Annotated in this window: 21 protein-coding genes; 12 read left to right on the forward strand and 9 right to left on the reverse strand. The window is 71.6% G+C overall.

Annotated features, from left to right (window positions below):
- From ACP95_RS09780 to ACP95_RS09790, 3 genes are all read right to left on the reverse strand, one after another.
- Positions 1 to 1,057 (reverse strand): thioredoxin domain-containing protein (locus ACP95_RS09780; RefSeq protein WP_154018515.1); only part of this gene is annotated, 1,057 nt, incomplete at its 3' end.
- Positions 1,058 to 1,103: 46 nt separating this feature from the next.
- Positions 1,104 to 2,633 (reverse strand): glycosyltransferase family 39 protein, encoded by a 1,530-nt coding sequence (locus ACP95_RS09785; protein ID WP_049981034.1) that lies wholly within the window; start codon positions 2,631 to 2,633, stop codon positions 1,104 to 1,106.
- Positions 2,630 to 4,018 (reverse strand): arylsulfotransferase family protein, encoded by a 1,389-nt coding sequence (locus ACP95_RS09790; protein WP_049981035.1) that lies wholly within the window; start codon positions 4,016 to 4,018, stop codon positions 2,630 to 2,632. The genes ACP95_RS09785 and ACP95_RS09790 overlap by 4 nt, the downstream gene beginning before the upstream one ends.
- A gap of 109 nt (positions 4,019 to 4,127) precedes the next feature.
- Here ACP95_RS09790 and ACP95_RS09795 point away from each other — a divergent pair, with 109 nt between their 5' ends.
- Together ACP95_RS09795 and ACP95_RS09800 are read left to right on the forward strand one after the other, a co-directional pair.
- Complete coding sequence (locus ACP95_RS09795) at positions 4,128 to 5,915, forward strand: ABC transporter substrate-binding protein (protein ID WP_049981036.1); 1,788 nt, start codon at positions 4,128 to 4,130, stop codon at positions 5,913 to 5,915.
- Positions 5,912 to 6,772, forward strand: a complete 861-nt coding sequence (locus ACP95_RS09800) for a phosphatase PAP2 family protein (RefSeq protein ID WP_082224644.1) — start codon at positions 5,912 to 5,914, stop codon at positions 6,770 to 6,772. Before ACP95_RS09795 ends, ACP95_RS09800 begins: the two co-directional genes overlap by 4 nt.
- 48 nt (positions 6,773 to 6,820) lie before the next feature.
- On the opposite strand, the gene ACP95_RS09805 is transcribed toward ACP95_RS09800, so the two are convergent.
- Complete coding sequence (locus ACP95_RS09805; protein WP_049981037.1) at positions 6,821 to 8,014, reverse strand: NAD(P)/FAD-dependent oxidoreductase; 1,194 nt, start codon at positions 8,012 to 8,014, stop codon at positions 6,821 to 6,823.
- A 112-nt stretch (positions 8,015 to 8,126) separates the two neighbouring features.
- On the opposite strand from ACP95_RS09805, the gene menD reads away from it, so the two are divergent.
- Positions 8,127 to 9,932: a 2-succinyl-5-enolpyruvyl-6-hydroxy-3-cyclohexene-1-carboxylic-acid synthase gene (gene menD, locus ACP95_RS09810; protein WP_049981038.1), complete on the forward strand. Its 1,806-nt coding sequence runs from the start codon at positions 8,127 to 8,129 to the stop codon at positions 9,930 to 9,932.
- 59 nt (positions 9,933 to 9,991) lie between these two features.
- A complete protein-coding gene (locus ACP95_RS09815; RefSeq protein WP_049981039.1) occupies positions 9,992 to 10,909 on the forward strand; it encodes a 1,4-dihydroxy-2-naphthoyl-CoA synthase in 918 nt (305 codons plus the stop codon).
- Positions 10,910 to 10,920: 11 nt separating this feature from the next.
- On the opposite strand, the gene ACP95_RS09820 is transcribed toward ACP95_RS09815, so the two are convergent.
- The gene (locus ACP95_RS09820) at positions 10,921 to 11,466 is read right to left on the reverse strand and encodes a carboxymuconolactone decarboxylase family protein (protein WP_049981040.1); all 546 of its coding nucleotides are present in this window, start codon (positions 11,464 to 11,466) and stop codon (positions 10,921 to 10,923) included.
- 102 nt (positions 11,467 to 11,568) lie between these two features.
- On the opposite strand from ACP95_RS09820, the gene ACP95_RS09825 reads away from it, so the two are divergent.
- Positions 11,569 to 12,513 (forward strand): 1,4-dihydroxy-2-naphthoate polyprenyltransferase, encoded by a 945-nt coding sequence (locus ACP95_RS09825; RefSeq protein ID WP_049981041.1) that lies wholly within the window; start codon positions 11,569 to 11,571, stop codon positions 12,511 to 12,513.
- Entirely contained in the window at positions 12,510 to 13,571 is a 1,062-nt protein-coding gene (locus tag ACP95_RS09830; protein ID WP_049981042.1) for a mandelate racemase/muconate lactonizing enzyme family protein, read from the forward strand. Before ACP95_RS09825 ends, ACP95_RS09830 begins: the two co-directional genes overlap by 4 nt.
- Positions 13,572 to 13,726: 155 nt before the next feature.
- Here ACP95_RS09830 and arcD read toward each other — a convergent pair whose 3' ends face one another.
- The gene (gene arcD / locus ACP95_RS09835) at positions 13,727 to 15,205 is read right to left on the reverse strand and encodes an arginine/ornithine antiporter ArcD (protein WP_049981043.1); all 1,479 of its coding nucleotides are present in this window, start codon (positions 15,203 to 15,205) and stop codon (positions 13,727 to 13,729) included.
- Between the two features lie 146 nt (positions 15,206 to 15,351).
- Here arcD and ACP95_RS09840 point away from each other — a divergent pair, with 146 nt between their 5' ends.
- The 4 genes from ACP95_RS09840 (at position 15,352) to ACP95_RS09855 (ending at position 20,199) form a co-directional block, all read left to right on the forward strand.
- On the forward strand, positions 15,352 to 16,629 hold the full coding sequence (locus ACP95_RS09840) for an O-acetylhomoserine aminocarboxypropyltransferase/cysteine synthase family protein (protein WP_049981044.1): 1,278 nt from the start codon (positions 15,352 to 15,354) through the stop codon (positions 16,627 to 16,629).
- Positions 16,626 to 17,957: a homoserine O-acetyltransferase MetX gene (gene metX, locus ACP95_RS09845; RefSeq protein ID WP_049981045.1), complete on the forward strand. Its 1,332-nt coding sequence runs from the start codon at positions 16,626 to 16,628 to the stop codon at positions 17,955 to 17,957. Before ACP95_RS09840 ends, metX begins: the two co-directional genes overlap by 4 nt.
- Before the next feature lie 494 nt (positions 17,958 to 18,451).
- The gene (locus ACP95_RS16350) at positions 18,452 to 18,688 is read left to right on the forward strand and encodes a TetR family transcriptional regulator C-terminal domain-containing protein (protein WP_237560433.1); all 237 of its coding nucleotides are present in this window, start codon (positions 18,452 to 18,454) and stop codon (positions 18,686 to 18,688) included.
- Entirely contained in the window at positions 18,685 to 20,199 is a 1,515-nt protein-coding gene (locus ACP95_RS09855; RefSeq protein WP_049981046.1) for an MATE family efflux transporter, read from the forward strand. The genes ACP95_RS16350 and ACP95_RS09855 overlap by 4 nt, the downstream gene beginning before the upstream one ends.
- A gap of 48 nt (positions 20,200 to 20,247) precedes the next feature.
- Here the strand turns inward: ACP95_RS09855 and ACP95_RS09860 are convergent, their stop codons facing one another.
- A complete protein-coding gene (locus tag ACP95_RS09860) occupies positions 20,248 to 20,493 on the reverse strand; it encodes a hypothetical protein (protein ID WP_049981047.1) in 246 nt (81 codons plus the stop codon).
- Between the two features lie 57 nt (positions 20,494 to 20,550).
- Positions 20,551 to 21,309 carry a TrmB family transcriptional regulator gene (locus ACP95_RS09865; protein WP_049981048.1) on the reverse strand — a complete coding sequence of 253 codons (759 nt, stop codon included), beginning with the start codon at positions 21,307 to 21,309 and terminating at the stop codon, positions 20,551 to 20,553.
- Positions 21,310 to 21,434: 125 nt separating this feature from the next.
- Between ACP95_RS09865 and ACP95_RS09870 the strand changes: the two genes are divergently transcribed.
- Both ACP95_RS09870 and ACP95_RS09875 read left to right on the forward strand, forming a co-directional pair.
- Positions 21,435 to 23,969, forward strand: coding sequence for an efflux RND transporter permease subunit (locus ACP95_RS09870; protein ID WP_049981049.1), 2,535 nt, complete (start codon positions 21,435 to 21,437; stop codon positions 23,967 to 23,969).
- A 59-nt stretch (positions 23,970 to 24,028) separates the two neighbouring features.
- Positions 24,029 to 24,580, forward strand: coding sequence for a hypothetical protein (locus ACP95_RS09875; RefSeq protein ID WP_049981050.1), 552 nt, complete (start codon positions 24,029 to 24,031; stop codon positions 24,578 to 24,580).
- A gap of 18 nt (positions 24,581 to 24,598) precedes the next feature.
- On the opposite strand, the gene ACP95_RS09880 is transcribed toward ACP95_RS09875, so the two are convergent.
- A complete protein-coding gene (locus ACP95_RS09880; RefSeq protein WP_049981128.1) occupies positions 24,599 to 24,898 on the reverse strand; it encodes a cupin domain-containing protein in 300 nt (99 codons plus the stop codon).
- Positions 24,899 to 24,914: the final 16 nt, after the last annotated feature.

Raw genomic sequence — 24,914 nt, forward strand, 5'->3', positions numbered from 1 at the left:
CCCCCTCCTCACGCTCCGGCTCCTCACCTTCCTCGAGCCGGCCTGCCGGCGTCTCGCTCCGCGCGTCGAGCGTGCTGAAGAAGCCGCCCTCGGGGTGTGAGAGCTCCCGTTCCGCGAACGCGAGCGTCTCGTCGACGAGCTCCGCGTAGCGCTCCCGGCCCGTCGCGCGGTAGCCCGCGAGGAAGGCCGCCGGTATCGTGGCGTTGTCGTACGCCATCTTCTCGAAGTGCGGGACGGTCCAGTCCTCGTCGACGCAGTACCGGTGAAAGCCGCCGCCGAGGTGGTCGTACAGCCCGCCGCTCCCCATCGCGTTCAGCGCGTTCTCGGCGACCGTCAGCGGCTCTGGGTCGTCGGCGAGCGCGGCGACGCGGAGCAGCAGTTCGACCCGTGCGGGCTGGGGGAACTTCGGGCTGCCCTGGCCGAAGCCGCCGTGCTGGCGGTCGGCGCCGCGGATCGCCGCCGCCGCGGCGTCGTCGAGGATCCCGTCGCTGGGCGGCGCGGCGTCGTCGGCCGATCCCGTCGGCGCCATGCGGTCGCGGGCGGCGCTGGTCCACTGCTCGGCGCGGGTCTCCATCTCCGGGCGCTGCTCGGGGTCGGCCCACGAGTCGCTGATCTGCCGGCAGAGCTGTTCGAACCCCGGCACGTTGCGCCCCGGCTGGGACTCGGGCGGGAAGTACGTCCCGACGTAGAACGGCTTGCCCTCGGGCGTGAGAAACGCCGACAGCGGCCACCCGCCGCCGCCGGTCACGAGCTGACAGACCGTCTGGTAGACGCGGTCGAGGTCCGGGCGCTCCTCGCGGTCGACCTTGATCGGGACGAACTGCTCGTTCAGGACCTCGGCGACGCGCTCGTCCTCGAAGGACTCCTCGGCCATCACGTGACACCAGTGGCAGGCCGAGTAGCCGACCGAGAGGAAGATCGGCACGTCGCGCTCGCGGGCCTCGGCGAGGGCGTCGTCGTCCCACGGCTGCCAGTCGACTGGGTTGTCGGCGTGCTGCTGCAGGTACGGGCTCGCCTCCTCGTCGAGGCGGTTCCGGCCGCTGGCGGAGTCACTCATTGTCGGAGAATGCGCGCCGAGGGGGAAGTAGCCCGTGGTCGCGGCGCTACCCCACCGCGCGGTAGACGACGACGCCCTCGTTCTCGTAGGCGCGCTCCCAGTCCGGCGACGCCGCGAAGGAGCGGTCGAGCGAGCCGAACGTCACCTCCGACTCGCCCCGAACCGTGTACGCCCCCTTCGGGAGGTAGACGTAGTCGGGGTCGGCGTCGACGCGGGCCAGTTCGCGCTCGACGCAGTCGACGCCGTCACACCGCGACAGCGTCTCGAACGTTGTCAGTTGGGTGTCGTACGCCTCGGGCCCGCGCCACTCCACCCCCCACGGGCCGACCAGTATCGTCCGATCAGCCAGCGCCGGCACCCACTCGGCGGCGTCGCCGAGGACGACGAACGTGGCGTCGGGCCGGGTCTCGCGCTCGGCCCACGCCATCGCCGCCACGTCCTCGTCGTCGAGGAACTCGGGAGTGGACGGGTCGCCCGGCAGCGTCATCTCGTAGGCGAGGTACCCCCCACCCGCGACGCTCGCGAGGAGGAGGCAGACGGCCGCGGCGACCTCGCGGCGCTCGACGGCGCGAGCCCCCGGGAGGGAGACGCGGCCGTCCAACGAGGGAACCCGGCGGGCCACGTCGACGCCGACGACCGCGGCGATCACGCTCCCGACGGTGAACGCGAACCGGGGCTGGGCGAACAACAGTTCCGCGGCGGCGGCCCACGCGGCGAGGAAGTACTCCCGACGGGCGTACAGCAGGTACGCCGCGCCGAGGAGGGGTAGCAGCGTCGCGGAGAAGCCGACCGTCGCCGCGCCGCCGCCGATGCCGCCGTGGGTGCCCGCGGCGCCCGTGAGTACGTCGGTCCCGTGGGTGCTCGTCACCCAGGCCAGCCACGGCGCCGCGACGACGGCGCCGCCGACGCCGACGGCCGCGCCCCGGAGCAACCCCGCTGGCGAGCGGTCCCGGGTCGCCCAGAGGAGCAAATACGTGACCACGACGAACAGCGAGTACGTCGGGTGGGTGAGCACGGTCGCACCGAAGGCGAGCGCGCCGACGGCGACCGCCCGCCGGGAGCCGGTCTCGAACGCCCGATAGCCGGCGTAGATCGCCGTCAGCGCGTAGCAGAACGCGAACGCGCGGACCAGCCCGCCAGCAGATACGTGCCACTGGAGCAGTTGTGGGTTGAGCGCGACGACGACGCCCGCGGCCGCGCCGGCGGGCCGCGAGCCTGTGTACCCCCGCGCGAGCAGGTAGGCGGGTACGAGCGCCGCGAGGACGCCGACTCCGGGGAGGAAGCGTGCGAGCGCGACCGGATCGGTGCCGAGATCCAGCAGCACCGCGAGCGCGTAGAACTGCAGCGGCGGGTAGGCGAAGGGGACGCCGTCGGCGGTGTAGCCCGCGATCCGCGCCGGCGGCGCGTAGCCGTTGGCGGCGATCGTGTCGGCGATCCGGAGGTACAGCCCCGCGCCGTAGGCCGGGTACGGGTTCGTCGCGAGGTAGATCCCGACCGCGAGCAGCCCCGCCCCGAGCGCGGCGCCGAGCCAGGGGGCGTCGTCGCGCTGGATCGGGAGGTCGTCGACGTGGCTCATTTCCGGCGGCGCTCGATGGGTGAGCGGAACGCGATCGTGTACTCCAGCCAGCGGTACTCGAGCGTCGCCCAGCGCAGCAGGCTCCCGAGCAGGACGACGAGCGCGGCGCCCTCGAGAAGGCCGACCCAGCGCGGGAACGCGTAGGCGACCGCGTTCACCACCGTCGGCGGCAGCGCGTTCTCGACGCGCTGGAGCATCGACGCCGCCTCGGGGGCCGGCTCACGGCTGGCCAGCCCCAGCGACGCCGCGCTCTCGCCGCCCGTGCTCTCGTCGCCGGTGCCGAGGCGTTCGGCCTCGTAGGGGAACCCCACGTCGGCGGCCCAGACGATCTCGCCCTCGCGGTCGACCTCGAACACGCGGTCGCCGTTGGAGTCGGTGACCAGCGTGTGGCCGTTGGGGAGGCGATCGGCGTCGCGTGGCCACTGGATGCGCTGGTCGGCCCAGGTCCAGGACTCGACCCACTCGCCGTTCTCGCGCTGGTACTCGACGATCCGGCCGTTCTCGGAGTCCGCGACGAGCAGCGCCGGGCCGCCCCGTTCGGCCGGGATGAAGTCGGGGTTGTGCTGCTCGTACAGCGTCGCGTGGTCGCCGTCGGCGCCGAGGGTCCACTCGTCCATCAGTTCGCCGTCCATGTCGACGAAGGCGACCTGGTCCTGGTTCCGGAGGCTGACCATCACCGCCGACTCGCCGTCGAGTTCGACGTGCTCCACGTCGTTGATGTGGGTCCAGTCCTCGGGGAAGGGGCCGCCGCTCTCCACGGGGTAGTCGGCCTGTGCCTCCCAGGACCACTCGATCAGCCCGGTCGTGGTGTTGACGACGAACGCGCGGTCCTGCGCGATGTCGGCGACGAGCAAGCGGTCGTCGTCGATTCGGTCGGCGTCGTGCCAGCGCGTCGAGTGCTTGCCGGCGGTGATCCGGCTGAACACGTCGGTACGCTCGCCCGTGGTGAGGTTGACGCGCTCGACGCCGTTACGTGTACAGACCGCCCCGTCGCACTCGTCGGCGTCGAGGTGGTCGGCGTAGACGAACTCGACGGTGTGGCTGGTGCCCGCGACGGGGTCGACGTCCCAGTAGCGCGTGTGGTCGTTCTGGTAGTAGTAGAGGCTCCCGTCGGGGGCGAACGCCGCGAGTTCGGCCTGTGCCCGCGGTGCGTCGCTCTCGTCGCTGACGAACGCGTTCGAGTCCGTCGCGACGACGGTGACGGCGTCGCGCGCGCCGACGACGGCGCCGTCGTCGCCGGACCGGAACGCCTGCTCGACGGCGGGGTCGCCGGTGACGCGGTCGTTCGTGCGCTCGCTCTCGGCGTAGCCCGCGACGAGCGTCGACGCGGCGACGAGGACCAGCGCCGCGAGCAGGAAGCGGCAGGCCCGCTTCGAGAACTCCATCGGGCGGTCAGTGTCGTCGTGGCCGCTAAAGTCTGTCCGTCACTGGGGGGTGGGGGCTGGAGGGTACAGCACAACCCCTATGGCCATCGATCACCCAATTTCGGTGACAATGGGTAGCGAGTCGCGGCTCCCCGCGGACCGGCGATCGGTTCTCGCGGCCCTCGGAAGCGGTGCGACCGTCTTCGGCGCCGGCTGCCTCCAGCGCGCGCGGAACCTCACCGGCTGGCGGTCGACACAGCCCGTCACGTTCCGGATCAAGACCCTCCCGACAGACGCCGACCCGTACGCGCTGGCGCTCGCCCGCGAGGTCGCCTCCTGGTTCCGCGCGGCCGGGATCGAGACCACCGTGCTCCCGATGGCGGAGCAGGAGCTGATGCGCCAGAGCCTGCTGCGCACGGAGTTCGAACTGTTCGTGATGCGCCTGCCCGAGAAGTTCCGCGAACCAGATGCACTGACGACGCTGCTGCACTCGCGGTTCGCCGACGCGCCGGGGTGGCAGAACCCCTTCGGCTACACCAACCTGGACGCCGACGAGGCGATCGAACGCCAGCGCCGGAGCGCGGGCGCCGAGCGCCGCAGCGCGCTCGAGAGTCTCCAGCGGACGATCGCCCGAACCCAGCCGTTCACCCTGCTCACGGTCCCGGACGACATCCGGGCGGCCCGGAGCGCCGCGGGGCCGAACTGGCAGGCGACCGACCTCCGCTCGCCCGTGGGCTACCTGCGCCTCGCCGGCGAGTACGAGCGGAGCGGTGAGGAGACGGTGCTCCGGGTGGTGAGCACCGACCGGCGCGCGACGACGAACCTGAACCCCCTCGCCGTCGAGTTCCGGCGCAGCGGCGTGTTGACCGGGCTGCTGTACGACCCGCTTGCCCGGCGGATCGACGGCCGGCTGACGCCGTGGCTCGCGACGTCGATCGACCTCGTCGACGGCGACCCGCCGGCGGCGCGGGTGACGCTGCGCGAGGACGTGACCTGGCACGACGACGAGGCGCTGACCGCCGCCGACGTGGCGTTCACCTACGACCTGCTCGCGGACACCACGCTGGGCGACGACGACGAGGACGCCGAGGTGCCGTCGCCGGAGTACCGGGGCCAGAGCAGCCTCGTCGACGACGTCGCGGTCGTCGACGACCGACGGCTCGACGTGACGTTCGCCGACGCCGATCGGGGCGTCGTCGGGCGCGCGCTGACGGTGCCGATCCTCCCGGAGCACGTCTGGCGCGACCGAACCGACACCGCCGCCATCGGCGGCATCCCGGTCGGCACCGTGACCGAGGCGCTCGTCTCGAACAACATCCCGCCGGTCGGGAGCGGCCCGTTCGCGTACGTCCGGAACACGCCGCGCGAGTCTCTCCGACTGGAGCGCGTCGACGGCCACTTCTCGACCAGAGAGACGGCCGAGTTCCCCGACTGGATCGCCGAGCCGGCGGTCGACGCGCTCTCGGTCCAGGTCGTCGGCTCCGACGTGACCGCCGTCGAGACGGTGGCCGACGGCGAGGCGGACGTGACCGGCACCGCCGTCGGCGCGGCGACGGTCCCCCGGATCGGCCGGAGCGAGGCCGCCGAACTGCTCGTGCGCCGCTCGGACCGGCCGTACGTTCTGGGCTACAACACCCGCCGGACGCATCTCGACAACCCGCGGTTCCGGAACACGCTCGCTCGCCTCGTCGACGAGCAGTTCCTCGGCGACCACGTCCTCGACGGGTACGCCCGCCCCGCCGTCGGGCCGCTCCAGGGGACGGAGTGGTACCCCGACGACCTCGAGTGGGACGGCGGCAACCCGGCCGTCCCGTTTTTCGGCCGCGAGGGCGAGCTGAACGTCGACGCCGCCCGGGAGGCGTTCCGCGAGGCGGGCTACCAGTACGAGGACGGCACGCTCGTCGGAGGTGGACCGTGAGCCTGCTCACGGTGCTGACGAACGTCGTCGCGGTGGTGCTCGTGCTGCATCTGCTGAGTCTCGGCGTCGTCCGGCGACTGGCCGGGCGGGAGCTCCGGCGCGGCTCGCTCCGGGAGAACGTCCGAGCCGTCGGCCCGACGGCCGCCGTCCTCGGCGTGCTGCTGGTCGCCAACGGCGCCGTCCGCGACGTGGGCGTCGAGCTCTCCTGGCTGATCGGGCTGAACATCACGGGCGCGATCCACGCCCTCGAGGGGGCGTTCGTCGCCGACCTGCAGGCGCTGGCGACGCCGGAGCTGACCGCCTACTTCAGCTTCGTCTACGTGTTCGGCTACGTGTTCCTGCTGACGTTCCCGATCGTGCTGTACGCGCTCCACGACGACACCCGCCCGCTGGCGGCGACGCTCGTGGCGTACGCGCTGAACTACGGGATCGGGCTGGTCTGCTACGTGCTGTTCGTCGCCTACGGGCCGCGGAACTTCATGCCCGGCGCGGTGGAGTCGCTGCTGTTCACCAACTGGCCGGAGGTCCAGCACCTGACGAGCCGGGTGAACGAGAACACCAACGTGTTCCCGTCGCTGCACACGTCGCTGTCGGTGACGGTCGCGCTGCTGGCCGTGCGCTACCGCGCGGCCGCGCCGGGCTGGCTCCCCATCGCGACCGTCGGCGCCGCGTCGGTGTCGGTGGCGACGATGTATCTCGGGATCCACTGGCTGACCGACGTGCTGGCGGGGATCCTGCTCGCGGCGTTCAGCGTCGCCGTCGGCGCCCGCGTCGCCGACGACGAACACGGCGACGGGACGGACGCGATCGGGACCGAACGGGCGCCCGGCGCCGGGCTCGAACAGTTCCGCCGGTAGCGGGCAGCAGCCGAGGGAGAATGGGCTCCGAGAACTGGCGCCGAACGGCTACATGTCGCTCCAGGCGCTCATCCCTCGGCCGACCGAGGAGATGGAGGCGATCCACCGGACCGCAGCCGCCTTCTTCAGGAACTTCGCGCCGGGGCCGCCGAACGTGCCGAACGGCAGCGCGTCGATCTCGTGGGCGATCGCCTCGTCGCCGACGGAGATGAGCGTCCCCTTGTCCTCGTACGTCCACGTCGAGAGCGGCTCGTCGAGCACGGCGTGGACGAGGTTCTCGCCGGCGACCTCCGCGGCGGTCCAGGCGGCGACGGCCGTCGGCGGCGCCACGTCGTCGTCGCCCTGGTCGATCAGCGCGGTGTCGCCGATGGCGAACACCCGGTCGTCGCTGGTCCGGAAGTCACGGTCGGCGAACACGCGGCGGGAGCGCTCGTCCCTCTCGAGGTCGGTGTTCTCCAGCTCCTCCCGACCGGTGATGCCGCCGGTCCAGACGAGCACGTCGTACGGCATCTCGTCGGGCGCCTCGTCCTCGCCGCCGCCGAGGTACACCGTCTCGTCGTCGACCTCCGAGATGAACTCGCCGCACTCGATGTTGACGCCGGCGTCCTCCAGCCGGCTCCGGATCGCCTGCTGGACCTCGTCGGGGTTGTTGGGGAACACCTCCTCCAGCCCCTCGACGAGGTGGACGTCGACGGGCGCGTTGTGCTCGTCGCGGTACGCCGCGATCTCGCCGGCGGCCTGGATGCCGGAGAGCCCGGCGCCGCCGACGATCACCTGCGCGGGGTCGGCGACGGAGGCGTCCGCGGCGGCCTCCCGCACCGAGTGGTGGATCTCGCGGGCGTCGGCGAGGCTCTTCAGCGTGAGCGCGTGCTCGCGCAGGCCGTCGATGCCGAAGAACGCGGTCGCGCTCCCGACGCCGAGCAGGAGGTAGTCGTAGTCGACGGGATCGCCGTCTTCGAGTTCGACGGTCCGGTCGTCGGTGTCGAGGCCGACGGCGCGGTCCTGAACGAACTCGCCCCAGTCGGGGAGCATCGACTCGCAGGGGACGGTGATCTTCGACGCCACGCTCGGGTCACGGATGACGCGGTGGGACTCGTGGAGGACGAGGTGGTAGTCGTGTTCGTTGATCCAGACGAGCTCCACGTCGCCTTCGAGGCCCGCATCGGGCACTTCGTCCTTCAGCGAGTCGACAGTTCCGGCGCCGGCGTAGCCAGCCCCGACGACGACGATGCGATCGGTCATGGCCGGAGGTGACAGGGGCACCGGTAAAGTCGCTACGGAACCGACGCGACGCCGCACGGCGAGGGCGTCCGGGAACGCAGGAACCAACAGCCCCGCCCCCCTCACGCCGACAATGACCGCACCGAACCGCAACACGCTCTGGGCGCGGGCGATCGTCGACGAGCTCGCCCGGGGCGGCGTCACCGCGGCCTGCGTCTCGCCGGGGTCGCGCTCGACGCCGCTGACGGTCGCGTTCGCCGAGCACGAGGAGATCCGCGTGTTCTCCCACCTCGACGAGCGCGCCGCCGCCTACTTCGCGCTGGGGCGGGCCCGCCGCACGGGCGAGGTCACCCCACTGGTCTGCACATCCGGCACCGCCGCCGCGAACTACCACCCGGCCGTGATGGAGGCCGACCAGTCGCGGGTCCCCCTCCTCGCGCTCACGGCCGACCGCCCGCCGGAGCTGCGCGACTCGGGCGCGAATCAGACCGCCGACCAGGAGAAGCTGTACGGCGACGCCGTCAGGTGGTACAAGGACCTGCCCGAGCCCGAGGCGGAGGCGCGGAAGCTCCGCTCGCTGCGGACGAGCGTCGCCCGCGCGCTGACCGCGGCCGAGGGGACCGACCCCGGCCCGGTCCACCTCAACGTCCCGTTCCGCAAGCCGCTGGAGCCGACCGAGGTTCCCGGCGACGTGCCCGAGGATCTCGACGCGCTCGCGGCCGAGGGCCGGCAGGGCGGCGCGGAGAACGCCCCCACAGCCCCCAACAGCGGCGCGTCGTCGCCCCCGTTCGTCGAGCGCACCCAGGGGGCGCCGGAGCTCCCGGACGCCGAGATCCGCTCGCTCGCCGACGACCTCGGCGTCGAGCGGGGGCTGATCGTCGCCGGCCCCGCCGACCCACACGAGATCGACCCCGAGGCCGTCGTCGCACTCGCCCACGCGACGGGGTTCCCGATCCTGGCCGACCCCCTCTCGGGGCTCCGCTTCGGCGGCCACACCCGCGTCGCACCCGTGCTCGGCGGCTACGACGCCTACCTCGACGAGGCAGTCACGGCCGACTGGCCCGATCCCGAGGCGGTGTTCCGGATCGGCGCCTCGCCCACCTCGAAGCCGCTGCGGAAGTACCTCGCCCGGACCGACGCGCAACAGATCCTCGTCGACCCCGCGGGGAAGTGGCGCGAGGCGGAGTTCACGGCCAGCGACCTCGTCGTCGCGGACCCCTCGCGGCTGGCCGAAGCGCTCTCGCGGGTCGTCGCCGGCCCGGACTCGGCAGACTGGCGGAGCCTCTGGGCCGAGGCCGAGCAAACCCACTGGGACGCCGTCGACGCCCAGGACGAGCTGTTCGAGGGCGGGATCGTCGCCGACGCCGTCGCCGAGGCGCCCGAACCGACGACGCTGTTCGTCTCGAACTCGATGCCCGTCCGCGATCTCGATCGCTTCGCGCCGCCGAGCCCGGACGCCGTGACCGCGCTCGGGAACCGCGGCGTCTCGGGGATCGACGGCATCACCTCGACGGCGCTCGGGGCCGGGTCGGCGACGACGGACCACCTGACGCTGGTGATCGGCGACCTCGCGTACTACCACGACATGAACGGACTGCTCGCGGTCGCCCGTTGTGACGTGGACGCGACGATCGTCCTGCTCAACAACGACGGCGGCGGGATCTTCCACATGCTGCCGATCGAGTCGTTCGACCCGCCGTTCACCGAGCAGTTCAAGACGCCCCACGGGATCGCCTTCGAGCCGACGGGCGAGCTGTACGGGCTCGAGTACGAGCGCGTCGACTCCCGCGACGGGTTCGTCGACGCCTACACCGAGGCGGTCGCGAGCGAGGGGACCACGGTCGTCGAGGTCGTCACCGACGCCGCCGACTCCCACGCGACTCGCGACGACCTCCGCGAGCAGGTGATCGACGAGCTCGCGGGCGAATCGGCGAACTGAGCGCCCGCGACGGCCGCGCCGACCGCGGGGTTTTTGCGGGGCGGCGTCGCCGTTCCGACATGGTCTCAGAGCTGTTCGACCCCGAGCGCTGGGAACAGGTCGACGGCGCCGGCGAGTTCGACGACATCACCTACCACCGCGGCGTCGACTTCCCGGCGGTCCGGATCGCGTTCGACCGGCCCGACGTGCGCAACGCGTTCCGCCCCGGCACCGTCGACGAACTCCACGCGGCGCTCGACCACGCGCGCAAGCAGGCCGACGTCGGCGCCGTCCTCCTGACCGGCAACGGCCCCTCCGAGAAGGATGGCGGCTGGGCGTTCTGTTCCGGCGGCGACCAGTCGGTCCGCGGCGGCTCGGGGTACGAGTACCGCGGCGACGACGAGGCCGCCGACGACGACTCCGAGGCGGTCAAGCAGGCCAAGGCCGGCCGACTCCACATCCTCGAAGTGCAGCGCCTGATCCGCTTCATGCCCAAACCCGTCGTCGCCGTCGTCCCGGGCTGGGCCGTCGGCGGCGGCCACTCGCTGCACGTGGTCTGTGACCTCACGCTCGCCAGCGAGGAGGAGGCGAAGTTCCTCCAGACCGACCCCGACGTGGCCTCCTTCGACGGCGGGTTCGGCTCGGCGTATCTCGCGCGACAGATCGGCCAGAAGAAGGCCCGCGAGGTGTTCTTCCTCGGGAAGACCTACTCCGCCGAGGAGGCCGTCGACATGGGGATGGCCAACGAGGCGGTCCCCCACGAGGAGCTGGAGGACACGGCGATCGACTGGGCCGAGACGATGACCAGCAAGAGCCCCACGGCGATGCGGATGCTGAAGTTCGCGTTCAACATGGCCGACGACGGGATGGTCGGCCAGCAGGTGTTCGCCGGCGAGGCGACGCGGTTGGGGTACATGACCGACGAGGCCGCGGAGGGCCGCGACGCGTTCTTAGAAGGGCGACAGCCGGACTTCTCGGGCTACCCCTGGCACTACTAGGCGATCGTCGACTACGTACGCGGGTCCCAGCCCCGGAACTCCTCGCCGTCCTCCAGCCCCACGTCGAGCGCGTCGAGCACACCCGCGAGCGATCGGTAGCCGTTCGCGAGCGACGCGACGCCGACGGCCGTCGACTCGTCGTACGCGCCGACGAACGCGTCGTGGAGAGCGTCGTCGACCTCGTGGTCCAGCACCGCTGCCGCGTACCGCAGCAGTACGGCCTCGTCGCCCTCGAAGCCGCCGAGGTCGCCGTCGGCGATGGCGGCCATCTCCGCCTCGGTGACGCCCGCGTCGCCGCCGATTCCTACGTGTTGGTGCCACTCGTAGCGGGAGTCGCTCTCGGCGGCGGCGAGCAGGATCACGAGCTCGCGCTCACGATCCGGCAGGCCGGTCGACTCCCACAGCGACGAGAGGAACGCGCGGGTGCCGGCCAGCACCTCGGGGTTGTTGCCGATCGCGGCGTAGACGTTCACGGGCTTGCCCTGGAGCTTCGAGACGACGAGATCGCGGTACTCCGCGGGGAGATCTTCCGGATCGACGTACGGGACGCGTGCCATACGGCACCGTCACGCGGGGTGCGTATAGCTCTCCCGTCCGGTCGTGGTCGGTGGCGGCCGAGAACCAACCCTTCATGGCGCGTCCGCCCCGACCACCCGGCAATGAGTACGGAGACGAGCGAGGCCGACATCTCTCGGCGGCGCGCGTGGGTGATGGCCGCCCGGCCCCAGACGATGCCGGCCGCGATCGCGCCCGTTCTGGTCGGCGTGGGCGTCGCCGTCCACGAGGGCGTGTTCGCGCCGCTGCCCGCCGCCGCGGCGCTGGTGGGGGCGATCCTGATCCAGATCGGCACCAACTTCGCGAACGACTACTACGACGCCGTGCAGGGCGCCGACACCGAGGAGCGCGAGGGGTTCACCCGGGTCACGGCGGGCGGGCTGATCGAACCCGCGGCGGTCAAACGCGCGATGTGGCTCACCTTCGCCGCCGCGATACTGCTGGGCAGCTACCTCGTCTGGGTCGGCGGCGTCCCGATCCTCGTGATCGGGCTGCTCTCGGTCGCCTCCGGGATCGCCTACACGGGCGGTCCCTACCCCCTCGGCTACCACGGGCTCGGCGACCTGTTCGTGTTCGTCTTCTTCGGCCCGGTCGCCGTCGCGGGCACCGTCTACGTGCAGGCCGCGGCCGCCGTCAGTGGGATCCCGACGGGGCTGCCCGCCGGAACCGTGCCCGCGCTCGCGCTGCTGGCCAGCCTCCCGATGGCCGCGCTCACGACCAACGTCCTCGTCGTGAACAACGTCCGCGACAAGGAGGAGGACAGCAACACCGGGAAGCGGACGATCGCGGTTCGGTTCGGCTACGGCGTCGCCCGCGCCGAGTACGTCGCGATGCTCGCGCTCGCCTACGCGGTTCCCGTGTTCCTGTTCACGCGATCGTTCGGCCCCGCCGTCCTGCTGCCGCTGCTCTCGCTGCCGTTCGCGGCTGTCGTCGCCCGGACGGTGCTGACGAAGACCGCCGGCGAGGCGCTGAACCCCGCGCTGGAGCGGACCGGCCAGCTGCTCGCGCTGTACGCGGCGCTGTTCGCCGCCGGGTTGATCTTCGGATGAGCCCCGAACGCCGACCGTTCACACTCGATTTGTCGCGGCCGCTGTCGACCGCCGACGGGACCATCGAGCAGCGTCGCGGCGTCCTCGTCGGCGTCGAACGATCGGTCGACGGCGGCACGGTTCGGGGGGTCGGCGAGGCGACGCCGCTGCCCGGGTGGACCGAGTCGTACGACGCCTGCACGGACGCGCTCCGGGAGCCGCCGGAGGCGTGGCAGCTCGTCGCCGACACGGTCGGCGAGGAACGGCCGTCGACGCCGGCTGCCCGCCACGGCTACCGGCTGGCGGTGCTCGACGCGGCGGCGCGGGCGGAGCGTCGCTCGCTCGCGGCCCTGCTCGCCGAGCGCGGCGGGTTCCCGACGCCCAACGAGTCGGTGCCCGTCAACGCCACCGTCGGCGACGGCGGCGTCGAGGAGACCGTGGCCGCCGCTCGCGAGGCGGTCGCCTCGGGGTTCGACTGCCTGAAGCTCAAAGTCGGGGCGCAGTCGCTGAATGCCGATCTCGAGCGCGTGCGGGCGGTCCGGAACGCAGTCGACGCCGCGATCCGCGTCGACGCCAACGGTGCCTGGAGCCCCGAGACTGCGGGGGAAGCCGTCGACGCCCTCGGCACGATCGGCGTCGAGTACGTCGAGCAGCCCCTCCCCGCCGAGGAGCTGTCCGAGCTCGCGGCGCTGCGGGGGCGGGGCGTCGCCGTCGCCGTCGACGAGTCGATCCGCGACTACGGCGTCGACGCCGTGCTCGACGCCGGCGCGGCCGACGTGGCGGTGCTGAAGCCGATGGCGCTCGGCGGGCCGGACGCCGCGATCGACGCCGCGGCGGCGCTGGTCGATCGGGGTGTCGACCCCGTCGTGACCACGACGATCGACGGCGCCGTCGCTCGCGCGGCAGCGGTCCACGTCGCCGCCGCGGTGCCGGGGGGCCGCGCCGGCGGGCTCGCGACCGGGGCGATGCTGGCGTCGGATCTGGGGGCGGATCCGGTGCCGGTCGTCGACGGAGCGATCGCCGTCCCCGACGGGCCGGGGTCCGTCGGGACGGCGTTCGACGACCTGCTCTGGGACTGAGCTGTCGCTGGCCGGACCGTTGGAGGTGGCGAACAGGCGACACGATCGCTCGCGGGGCGGTGTGTCGCACTCCCGCCTCGTTCGCCCCGCGGCGGTGGTCAGCGCACACGTGGGGTGGTCGCCCTATCCCGGATAAACTCTCGCGTGGGATTGGATCAGTCGTCTGCGGTGACTGCTGGCTCCGACCCGGCGTCGACGCCACCGCGGGGCGGCGTCGAGTCGAGGCCGACGCCTGCGAGCGTCAGGATGACCAGTACCAGCGGCGAGAGGAACGCGAAGAAGTAGTACGGCGCGTACTCGGTGAGGATCAGGAACGAGGTCTCCCCCTGCAGCCCGAACACGCCGGCCATGAACACGCCGCCGGCGTGCCACGGCAGCAGCGCGCCCGTCGGCGTCCCGGCGGACTCGACGGCCCGGGAGAGCACGGAGCTGTCGAGCTCGTGCTCGTCGAACAGTTCACGCAGCGTCATCCCGGGGACGACGATGCTCATGTACTGCTGGGCCGAGAACGCGTTGACGAGGAACGCCGACGCGCCCGTCCCGATGACCAGGCTCCGCTGGCCCGTGATCAGGTCCGCGAGCCGGGACGCGAGCGTGGAGAGCACGCCCAAGTGGTCGAGCAGCCCCCCGAGGGCGAGCGCGAGCACGACCACCGAGATCGTCCACGCGGAGCCGGCGAGCCCGCCGCTGACGAGCAGCTCGTTGACGAGCGTCACGCCGGTTTCCGGCGCGGTGCCGTTCAGGAACACCGCCCAGGCGTCGGTGAACGCGCTGTCCTGGACCAGCACCGTCGTGCCGGCGCCGGCGAACGCGCCCGCGACGAGCGAGGCGAGCGCGGGCACGCCGCGGATCGCGAGCGCGAAGGTGACCAGCAGCGGTAGGAAGACGAGGATCCCCAGGTCGTACGTGCCCGCGAGCGCGCCGCGGATCTCGGCGACCCGGCCCGCGGGAATCGCGCCCCCGGCCCGGAGACCGAGCGCGGCGTACAGCAGTACCGACAGCCCGAACGCGATCGCGGTCCCGAGCCGCATCGAGAGGATGTGGTCGTACAGGTCGGTGTCGGTCACCGCGGCCGCGAGGTTCGTCGTGTCCGAGAGCGGCGACTGCTTGTCCCCGGCGTAGGCACCCGAGAGCACCGCGCCCGCCGTCATCGGGATCGGGATGCCGAGCCCGGAGCCGATACCGGTGAATGCAACGCCGAGCGTCCCCGCGGTCGTCCACGACGAGCCGATCGAGAAGGCGACGACGGCCGCCAGCAGCGCCGTCGCCGGCAGGAACGTCTCCGGCGAGAGGATCCCGAGCCCGTAGTACATCAACCCCGGGATCGTCCCCGCGGAGATCCACGTCGCGATGAGCGCGTAGATGGTGAACAGGATCAGGATCGCCTGCAGCCCCATCCTGAGCCCGTGTTCGATCCCCTCCGTGAGGTCGTCGTACCCCACGCCGATCCAGTACCGGCCGACGACGCCGGCGAGCACCACGCTCCAGAGCAGGGGGGCGTGGGGGGACATCCCCAGCAGCCCGGAGCCGAGTCCGAGGAAGACGACGACGCCGAGCGTCGCCACGAGCGCCTGCGCCAGCGTCGGCGTCGCCGCCGACGAGCCATCCGCGGTCGAGTTATTCATCGAGGGCATATCCGTACCTTCCTGAATTACCTTCGAAAATAAATACTCGTTGGGACGGGAGCCGTCCGGCGTTTGGTAGCGTGGAACGAACCCGGCGGTCGCTCCCCCGGGAAAACTGCAGCGCATTTTTATTCTTCCAGGTATGCGTTATAGACATGACTCGCGGGTTCCGGAGCCGAACGCTCCACGGCGGGCACGAGCCGGCGGCCGAGGGCGGCTCGTACGCCCCGCCGATCCACCAGACCACGTCGTACCGCCTGGGCAGCGCCGACCGCGCCGCGGAGCTGTACGCGCTCGAGACCGAGGGCGACGTGTACAGCCGGATCTCGAACCCGACCGTCCGGACGCTCGAACGGCGGATCGCGGCGGTCTCGGGCGGCGTCGGCGCCGTCGCGACCAACGCCGGGATGGCCGCCATCGACAGCCTGACGACGGTGCTCGCCGCGGCGGGCGACAACGTCGTCACCGCGGGCGACCTGTACGGCGGGACGACGACGTACTTCGCGCACACCGCCACGCGCCGCGGGGTGGAGATCCGGACCGTCGACACGCTCGACTACGACGCCTACGCCGACGCGATCGACGAGGACACCGCCTTCGTCCACGTCGAGACGATGGCGAACCCCTCGCTGGTGACGCCGGAGTTCGAGCGCCTTGCCGAGATCGCCCACGAGCGCGCGACCCCGCTGATCGTCGACAACACGTTCGGCTCGCCCGCGCTCTGCCGCCCGCTCGAGCACGGCGCCGACGCCGTCTGGGAGTCGACGACGAAGTGGATCCACGGCTCGGGCACGACCGTCGGCGGCGTGATCGTCGACGGCGGGACGTTCCCCTGGGACCACCCGGACGCCGACTACCCCGAACTCGCGGGGGAGAACCCCGCCTTCGGCGTCGACTTCTCGGAGCGCTTCGGCGAGGAGGCGCTGACCCATGCGCTGCGCCACCGCGGGCTCCGACCGCTCGGCGCCCAGCAGACACCCTTCGACGCCTGGGCCACGCTGCAGGGGCTCGAGACGCTGGACCTGCGGATGGACCGCCACTGCGAGAACGCCCGCATCGTCGCCGAACACCTCGACGACCACCCCGAGGTGGCCTGGGTCACCTACCCCGGGCTCCCCGACCACCCGACCCACGACAACGCCGCGCGCTACCTCGACGGGTTCGGCGGGATGCTCGCGTTCGGCCTCGAGGACGGGTTCTCGGCGGGCAAGCAGTTCTGCGAGGCGGTGGAGCTGGCGGGATTCGTCGCCAACGTCGGCGACGCGCGCACGCTGGTGATCCACCCAGCGAGCACCACCCACGCGCAGTTGAGCGAGGCGGAACAGCGCGCCGCGGGCGTCTCGCCCGACCTCCTCCGGCTCTCGGTCGGGCTGGAGGAGCCCGAGGACATCGTCGACGACATCGACGCCGCCATCGAGCGCGTGACAGCATGACCGGGAACACTGACGGGACGGCCGCGCCACAGCACACCAGCGCCACGCGCTCGGTCGGCGCCTTCGAGTTCGAGGCGGGCGGCTCGGTCCCCGACCTCGAACTGGCGTACGAGAGCTACGGCGAGTACGACCCCGAGGGCGGCCCGGACGGCCGGGGGAACGCCGTGCTGGTCTGCCACGCGCTCACCGGGAGCCAGCACGTCGCGAGCGGCGCCGACGACGCGGGCGACGACGACACCGCCGGGCAGGCGCGGGCGTGGTGGGACGACATGGTCGGCGCGGGGCAGGCCATCGACACGACGGAGCTGTTCGTCGTCTGCGTGAACGTCCCCGGCTCCTGCTACGGCTCGACCGGACCCGCGAGCCCCCACCCCGACGGCGGCGTCTGGGGGAGCTCGTTCCCGGCGGTGACTGTCGCCGACTGGACCCGCGCCCAGCGGCGGCTGCTCGACGAGCTCGGCGTCGACCGGCTCCACGCCGTCGTCGGCGGTAGCGTCGGCGGGATGAACGTCCTCGACTGGGTGCGGCGCTTCCCCGCGGACGTGGATCGAGCGATCCCGGTCGCCACGGCGCCCCGGCTCGACCCCCAGCTCCGCGGGCTCAACGCGGTCGCCCGCCGGGCGATCCGGGGCGATCCGGACTGGCACGGCGGCGAGTACGGCGCGGAAGGCACCCACCCGGACCGCGGGCTCGTGCTGGCCCGACAGCTCGGCCACCTCAGCTACCTCTCGAAGGCGTCGATGGACCGGAAGTTCGACCGCGGCGAGAGCGAGTACGACGTGGCGTCGCCGTTCCCCGACGGCCCCGTCGACGACGCGTTCGCCTACGACGAGGTCGAGTCGTACCTCGACCACCAGGGGACGAAGTTCGTCGACCGGTTCGACGCGAACAGCTACCTCTACCTGACTCGGGCGATGGAGTCGTTCGACCTCGCGGCGGAGCACGGCTCCGACGCCGAGGCGCTCGCCACGTTCGACGGCGAGGCGCTGGTGCTCTCGTTCTCGGGCGACTGGCACTTCCCGACCGAGGGCGGCGCGGCGATCGCGGCGGCGTTCGAGGAGACGGCCACCCCCGTCGACCACCACGTCGTCGACTCCGACCACGGCCACGACGCGTTCCTCGTCGAGCCCGAGAACGTCGGGCCGCCGATCCGCGAGTTCCTCGCCGGGGGCGTCGACGCCTCGCGGCCCGGGGACGACCGACCCTGCTCCGACGCCGACGACGGAGTCGGCCGGGGGACCGAACTCGACGACGAGGCCGAATCCGACGAGCCCGCCCGCGGGGTTCCGGGGACGCCCGGAACGGCGTGCTCGGTGTTCATGAGCTGATCGCCCGGCCGTGACGCCGTCGTCGGTTGTCGCCGCTGTCGTCGACGCCGTCGTCGCCGCGTCGACTGCGGCCGAAATCGCTCGAACCACAGCGCTTTTCTCTGACCACACAGTTTGACTAACTAGTCAGTCAGTATGAGTGCCGGAGAGTCGACCAGCGATATCACCGAGGGAACGTACCGCGCGCTCTGTAAGCACGGGTACGCGGACGTGACCATGGAAGACATCGCCGCCGAGACGGACGTGAGCAAATCTGCCCTCCACTACCACTACGACAGCAAGCACGACCTGCTTGTTTCCTTCTTCGACGACCTGCTGGAGGGGTTCACCGAGCGCCTCGACGCCGTCGATGGCGAGAGCGCCTACGAGGGGCTGTTGAACCTCATCGACGCCGTGCTGTTCCCGCCGGACGACGACGCCCCGGACCTGGGGTTCCAGACGGCCGTGCTGGAGATGAAGGCACAGGCCCCTACGACGAGGCGTTCCGCGAGCACCTGCAGGCCCACGACCGGACGCTCCGTGACCACGTCGAGGCGCAGCTCGCCGCCGGCGTCGAGAGCGGCGAGTTCCGCGCCGACCTCGACGTCGAGGCGTCGGCGGACTTCCTCGTGACCGTGTTCAACGGCGCCCAGACCCGCAGCGTCGCGGTCGGGCGCCCCGTCGAGGAGACCCGGGAGACGCTGCGTGCCCACATCGACTCGATGATCGTCGCCGACGGGGGTTGCGAGTGAGCTTCCGCGACCGACTCGCGGGCGCCCGGCGCCTGTTCGAGCGCGCGTTCAACCAGGAGGAGCTGGACCTGACCGAGGGCGGCATCGCCAAGCCGTTGTTCATCCTGGCGATTCCGATCGTCATCACCAACCTGTTCCAGACCGCGTACAACCTCGCGGACACGTTCTGGGTCGGCCGGTACAGCACGGAGGCGCTCGCGGCGATCAGCTTCGCGTTCCCGATGGTGTTCCTGCTCATCTCGCTGGGGATGGGGCTCTCGGTCGCCGGCAGCGTGCTGATCGCCCAGAACATCGGCGCCGGCGACGAGCGGCAGGCGGACTACGCGGCGTCCCAAACCGTCTCGTTCGCGTTCGTCGTCTCGATAATCCTCGGCGCCGCGGGCTACCTCGTGGTGGACACGCTGGTCGGGATCTACGGCGCCTCGCCCGACGTGAAGCCGCTGGCAGTCGACTACATGGAGGTGATCTCGCTGGGGCTGGTGTTCATGTTCGGCTTCTTCGTGTTCATCTCCCTGATGCGCGGGGCCGGCGACACGGTGACGCCGATGGTGGTGATGGGGATCTCCGTCGTCGTCAACATCCTGCTGGACCCGTTCCTCATCTTCGGGTTCGAGAACAACCCGCTGTTCGCGATCATCGGGATGACCGGGCTGCAGGACCAGCTGTTCGCGATGACGGGGTACACCGGCGACGGCCTGCGCGGCGCCGCCATCGCGACCATCTTCTCGCGGGCGCTGGCGTTCGTGATCGGCCTGGGGATCATGTTCCGCGGGAACCAGGGCGTCCAGATCCGGCTGGGCGACATGGCGCCCGACCTCGAGTTCGCCAAGCGCATCCTCGAGATCGGCGTCCCGGCCTCCGTCGAGGGCGTGGGTCGGGCGCTCTCGGTCAACCTCCTCCTGATCGTCGTCGGCCTGTTCGCGACGCCGGTCGTGTCGGCGTACGGGATCGGGACGCGCGTGCTCTCGGTGGTGTTCATGCCCGCGATCGCGATGGCCCGCGGCGTCGAGACGATGAGCGGGCAGAACATCGGCGCCGACAAGCCCGACCGCGCCGCCGCGACCGCGGCGTTCGCGTCGAAGGCGTCGTTCCTGATCCTCTCGGCGGTGGGCGTGATCGCGTTCGTCTGGGCCGAGCCGATCGTCTCGATCTTCGTCGGCGCCGACCAGCCCGACGCCCCGCGCGTGATCGAGGTCGGCGCGCAGTTCATGCGCTTCGTCGCCCCCACGTTCGGCTTCATGGGGATCATGCGCGCCTACAACGGGAGCTTCCGCGGCGCCGGGAAGACGACGGTGGCCGCGGTGATCTCGGTGGGGACGCTGATGGTGTTCCGCCTGCCGATCGCGTGGCTCGCCTCCCAGACGTTCGCCATGGGGCCCGACGGGCTCTGGCTCTCCTTCGCGCTCTCGAACGCGTTCGGCGCGACGCTCGCGTACCTCTGGTACCAGCGCGGCACCTGGCGCGACGTGAGTCTGGATCGGACGCCGGGACCGACGCCGGGCGACGACTGACGCTCGTCGTCGACGCCGCTCACTGCCACACGCTCCTGCAGAAACAGCCTACCGAACGATCCGACAGCGTTCGCCCGCGCGCTCGACGTAGCCGGCCGACTGCAGCGAGCGCAGCGTCGGCAGCAGCTCGATCAGCTTCAGGTCCAGCGCCGCCGCGATGCTGTCGACGGTCGTCTCGACGACCGACGAGAGGTAGACGTACACCAGCTTCCCCGCGGTCGAGTCCACGTCAGCGGGCGGTTCCGTCTGCAGTTCCGTGGCGCCGTCGGCTCGTCCGGGCTGCGTTTGGGTCATTAGGTACGCCAACTACTTCGACATCCGTAAAGGTTGGTTACAACGATCGTCGAACAATCAGCCGTCGGTGCGCTCCATCCCGGAGTCGATGCCGGACTGCATGAACTGCGCGAGGATCCGGCCGATGCTGCTGTCGGCGGTCCACATCGCCTCCTCCCCGACGGCGTCGTCGGTGACCGCCGAGAGCAGCACCGTCCGGTCGTCGACCATCAGCGCACGCCCCGCGAAGTCGCCGGGGTTGTCCTCGTCCATCACGAACACCCGAACCGGGCAGTCGGCGAACCGCTCGCGCTGGCTCGGTTCCGCGGTGACGACCACGACGGCGACGCCCTCCCGAGCCCGCTCGCGGAGCGTCTCGGCCAGTGCCGCCGGGATCGACCGGGAGTCGGGCGCGACGAACACCACCTGCCCCTCGGCCCGGCGGAGCAGGTCGTCGATCCGGTCGTCGATGGGCTGGCGCCCCCGCAGGGTTGCGACCGCGCCGCCGGAGTCGCCGTCGTCGGTCTCGGTCCGGAGCTCCGCGAGGTTCTCGAACGCGCGGTCCCGCTCGCGTTCGAGACGCTCGCCCAGCTGTTCGCGGGCCGCCTCGAGGCTCACCGGCCGGTACTCCTTCGGCGAGGACGCGACCAGTTCGACCATCCCCCGATCGACCAGGTCGTCGGCGGCGCCGTACACCTGCGAGCGGGGCACCTCCGAGTCGTCGCTGATCTGCTGTGCCGTCCCCGTGCCGAGGCGCTGCAGCGCGGCGAACACGCGTGCCTCGTAGTTCGACAGCCCGAGTCGTTCCAGCGCGTCGACGGCGTCTCGTGTGCTCATGGGGCCCGGATCCTCCGATCGCTCGCCGGTTCGACGCCGGCGGGTATGAGTGGCCGGGGTCCGGTGGCAGGATATTTTGTAGTTATCTACAATATTTATTTCCCTCGGGCGAGTGAAGGTGACCAATGAAGCTCGCCGAGCGCTACGCCGCCGTCGTCACCGACCACAGCCGGCTGGTGATCGCCGCCGCCCTCGTCGCGACACTCGTCGTCGGCGCGGGCGCGGGGAGCGTCGACGGCGGGCTCACGATCGCCGGGTTCAGCAGCGACTCGCCAGAGGCCGCCGCCCTCGACGACATCGAGCGCAACTTCTCGGTCGCCGGCGAGAACACGACGACCGCGCAGGTGGTCGTCCGCGGCGACAACGTCCTGACGAAGGAGTCGCTGCTCGACACCCTGCGACTCCAACGGTCGGTCAGACAGGACGTGTCGATCAACGCGACGCTCCGGGAGGAGCAACCGACCGTCGGCATCGCGAACGTCGTCGCCACCGCGGCGTACTACGACTCCCGGGGCGGTGGCGGCCCGCCGCCGTCGCTCGACGCCCAGATCGACCAGCTCGAGTCGATGTCCGACGCGGAGGTCGAGTCGGCCGTCGACCGCGTGCTCGATCCCGAGGCAGACACGCGGGGGGACCCGTACGCGCTGCTCGCGACGAGCTACGAGCCGGGGTCGACGACCGCCTCCGGGCGGGTCGTGCTGGTCTATCAGGACACCACCGGCGCACCCGCCGACAGCCTGCCCGAAGACGTGACGGCGGCACAGCTGGAGCTCCAGGAGCTCGCGGCCGCGGAGCTCTCCGGGACCGACCACTTCGTCTTCGCGCCGGGGATCGTAGACGAGGAGAGCGGCCAGGCCACCGGCGAGAGCTTCGCGCTGATCTCGCCCGTCGCGCTCCTGCTGATTCTCGGGGTGCTGGGGATCGCCTACCGCGACGCGATCGACGTGCTGCTCGGCCTGCTCGGGGTCGCCCTCGTGCTCGTCTGGATGGCCGGCTTCCTCGGCTGGGCCGGCATCGGCATCACCCAGATCCTGATCGCGGTCCCGTTCCTGCTGATCGGGCTCAGCATCGACTACGCGCTCCACGTGGTGATGCGCTACCGTGAGGCGAACGTCGACGACCCAGCTCTCGATCCGCGAGCGGCCATGCGCCGCGGGCTGGCGGGCGTCGTCGTCGCCATCGGTGCCGCGACGTTCACGACCGCCGTCGGCTTCCTCTCGAACGCGGTGAGCCCGATCGCCTCGATCCGGGAGTTCGGCCTCGTCAGCGGCTTCGGCATCGCCGCCGCCTTCGTCGTGTTCGGGCTGCTGTTCCCCGCGCTGAAACTGGAGGTCGACCGACTCCGCGGCCGCCTCGGCTGGGAACCGAACCAGTCCCCGTTCGGGCGCGGCGAGCGCGTCGGCCGCCTGCTGCGTGCGGGGCCCGAACTCGCCCGCCGCGCGCCGTACGTCGTGATCGCCGTCGCGGTCGTGCTCGCGGCCGGCGGGGGCGTCGCGGCGACCGGGATCGACACCACGCTCGACCAGACCGCGTTCCTGCCGCAGGACTCGCCGGACTGGATGGACGCCCTCCCCGCCGCGATCCAGCCGAGCGACTACGATCTCAAAGCCAACGCCGTCTACCTCAACGAGAACTTCGTCCAGTCACGCGGGAGTTCGAGCGCCGAGTTCCTAATACGCGGCCCCGTCACGGACCCCGGGACGCTCGACGCGTTAGCCACGGGCCGCGACGCGCTCCGTGACACCGACTCCGCAGCGGTCCGCGCCGACGGCAGCCTGCAGGTGACGGGTCCGCTCGAGACGATCGAGGCCGTCGCCGCCGAGAACGACACCGTTGCCGCGATGGTCGACGACGCCGACACCGACGGCGACGGCGTGCCCGACGAGAACCTCGCGGCGATCTACGACGCCGTCTACGACGCGAACCCGGACGCGGCGTCGGCGACTATCCACCGAGAGAACGACGAGTACCGCTCGCTCCGGCTCTCCGTCGCGCTCTCGGGGACGACCGACACACGGACGATCACCGAGGAGATGCGCGGCGTCGCGACCAAGATGGAGTCGGGGAACGACCTCGAGGTGATCGCGACCGGCTCGCCGATCACCACCGAACTCGTCCAGCGCTCGCTGCTCCGCACGCTGGTCGAGGGGTTCCTCATCACCTTCGGGGTGATCCTCGCCTTCCTCGCGATCATCTTCCGGCTGCGGTACGGCTCGGCGACGCTGGGGGCGGTGGTGCTGTTCCCGGTCGTGCTCGCCCAGGCGTGGCTGTTCGGTACGATGTACCTCGCCGACCTCGCGTTCACGACCGAGACCGCGATCATCGCCGCCATCGGGATCGGGATCGGCGTCGACTACGCGATCCACATCGGCGAGCGGTTCATCGACGAGCGCGGGGCGGGCCGGGAGCCGATCGCCGCGCTGACCCGTACCGTCGAGGGGACCGGCGGCGCGCTGCTCGCGAGCGCGGCGACGACGACCGCGGGGTTCGGCGTGCTCGTGCTCGCGCTCGTGCCGTCGCTGCAGCGCTTCGGCTTCATCACCGCGGTCGCGATCACCTACGCGTTCCTCGCGAGCGTGCTGGTGCTGCCGAGCCTGCTGACGGTGTGGGAGCGACTCGACGGGACGGCGGGCGCGTCGGGGACGGACGCGTCGTCCTGAGGCCCCACCCGCAGATGTTCGGGGTCACGGGTAGGGAGCGAGCGCGCGTACGCTCGTCCATGCCCGGACTCTCCCCCTTCGGCGGCGGTAGCGACGACGCGACGTTCGACGAGCGCGGCGAGTTCGTCCCCGAGCACCTCCCCGAGCCCGGATCGTTCCTCGCCGACCACGAGGTCCTCGTCGGCGACGCCCACGTCGCGGTCCACGGGATCGCCCGCGAGCTGTTCGAGGAGCGCGGCGTGTACGACATGACGTTCGGCTACAACCTCGCCCGGCTGAACCTGGACACGCGCCACCCCGGCGCCGGCTTCCGGTACGCGGAGGAAGGAGGCGAGCGGAACGTGCTCCGCGCCGAGTTCACGCCGACGACGGCGTTCTGCCCGCAGACCCACACGCTCACGGTCGGCGCGTTCCGGGCGTGGAACGGGCTCTCCGAGCGCCACGACTACGAGCTGGTCCGGATCCGCGCGGCGCCGATGCACCAGGAGAGCGACGCCGTCAACGAGCAGCTGCGGTCACTGGAGCAGGAGTACCGGGAGACCGGAAGCGTTCCGGACGAGCGCGAGGAGTCGGCGACGACGGAGGGGTCGACCGCGGACGCGCCGTTCTGAGCCGGAACCGCGCTGTCGCTACGCCGTCGGCGCGAACACGACCAGCGCCGTGCTCGCCTCGATCGCGCGCGGCGAGATCTCGCGCTCGCCGCTGAACCGCGCCACGTCGCCGGGTTCGAGCTCGTGGCTCTCGCCGTCGAGCGAGAGGTCGAGCCGCCCGTCGAGCAGGTGGAGCACCACGTTCGTCCCGGGGTGGGTGTGCGGCGGCACCTCGTCGCCGGCGTCGAGGCCGAGCCGGACCGCGCGGGGCTCGGTGCGCTCGAACACCTCGGCGTGTGGCGTCTCGGTCAGGTCGTCGATGGCGGTGATCTCGGGCATCGACGCCACTCGGCGC

This window comes from Halolamina rubra, from assembly GCF_000739555.1.
Lineage (GTDB): Archaea > Halobacteriota > Halobacteria > Halobacteriales > Haloferacaceae > Halolamina > Halolamina rubra.

Bases quoted from the DNA above. Each gene is read 5' to 3' on its own strand.
- ACP95_RS09805 (WP_049981037.1), bottom strand. From the start codon at position 8,014: ATGACCGATCGCATCGTCGTCGTCGGGGCTGGCTACGCCGGCGCCGGA.
- ACP95_RS09840 (WP_049981044.1), top strand. From the start codon at position 15,352: ATGACTCGCGGGTTCCGGAGCCGAACGCTCCACGGCGGGCACGAGCCG.
- ACP95_RS09825 (WP_049981041.1), top strand. From the start codon at position 11,569: ATGAGTACGGAGACGAGCGAGGCCGACATCTCTCGGCGGCGCGCGTGG.
- ACP95_RS09875 (WP_049981050.1), top strand. From the start codon at position 24,029: ATGCCCGGACTCTCCCCCTTCGGCGGCGGTAGCGACGACGCGACGTTC.
- ACP95_RS09860 (WP_049981047.1), bottom strand. From the start codon at position 20,493: ATGACCCAAACGCAGCCCGGACGAGCCGACGGCGCCACGGAACTGCAG.
- ACP95_RS09880 (WP_049981128.1), bottom strand. From the start codon at position 24,898: ATGCCCGAGATCACCGCCATCGACGACCTGACCGAGACGCCACACGCC.
- ACP95_RS09795 (WP_049981036.1), top strand. From the start codon at position 4,128: ATGGGTAGCGAGTCGCGGCTCCCCGCGGACCGGCGATCGGTTCTCGCG.
- ACP95_RS09830 (WP_049981042.1), top strand. From the start codon at position 12,510: ATGAGCCCCGAACGCCGACCGTTCACACTCGATTTGTCGCGGCCGCTG.
- ACP95_RS09865 (WP_049981048.1), bottom strand. From the start codon at position 21,309: ATGAGCACACGAGACGCCGTCGACGCGCTGGAACGACTCGGGCTGTCG.
- ACP95_RS09785 (WP_049981034.1), bottom strand. From the start codon at position 2,633: ATGAGCCACGTCGACGACCTCCCGATCCAGCGCGACGACGCCCCCTGG.
- ACP95_RS09820 (WP_049981040.1), bottom strand. From the start codon at position 11,466: ATGGCACGCGTCCCGTACGTCGATCCGGAAGATCTCCCCGCGGAGTAC.
- metX (WP_049981045.1), top strand. From the start codon at position 16,626: ATGACCGGGAACACTGACGGGACGGCCGCGCCACAGCACACCAGCGCC.
- ACP95_RS09870 (WP_049981049.1), top strand. From the start codon at position 21,435: ATGAAGCTCGCCGAGCGCTACGCCGCCGTCGTCACCGACCACAGCCGG.
- ACP95_RS09790 (WP_049981035.1), bottom strand. From the start codon at position 4,018: ATGGAGTTCTCGAAGCGGGCCTGCCGCTTCCTGCTCGCGGCGCTGGTC.
- arcD (WP_049981043.1), bottom strand. From the start codon at position 15,205: ATGCCCTCGATGAATAACTCGACCGCGGATGGCTCGTCGGCGGCGACG.
- menD (WP_049981038.1), top strand. From the start codon at position 8,127: ATGACCGCACCGAACCGCAACACGCTCTGGGCGCGGGCGATCGTCGAC.
- ACP95_RS09815 (WP_049981039.1), top strand. From the start codon at position 9,992: ATGGTCTCAGAGCTGTTCGACCCCGAGCGCTGGGAACAGGTCGACGGC.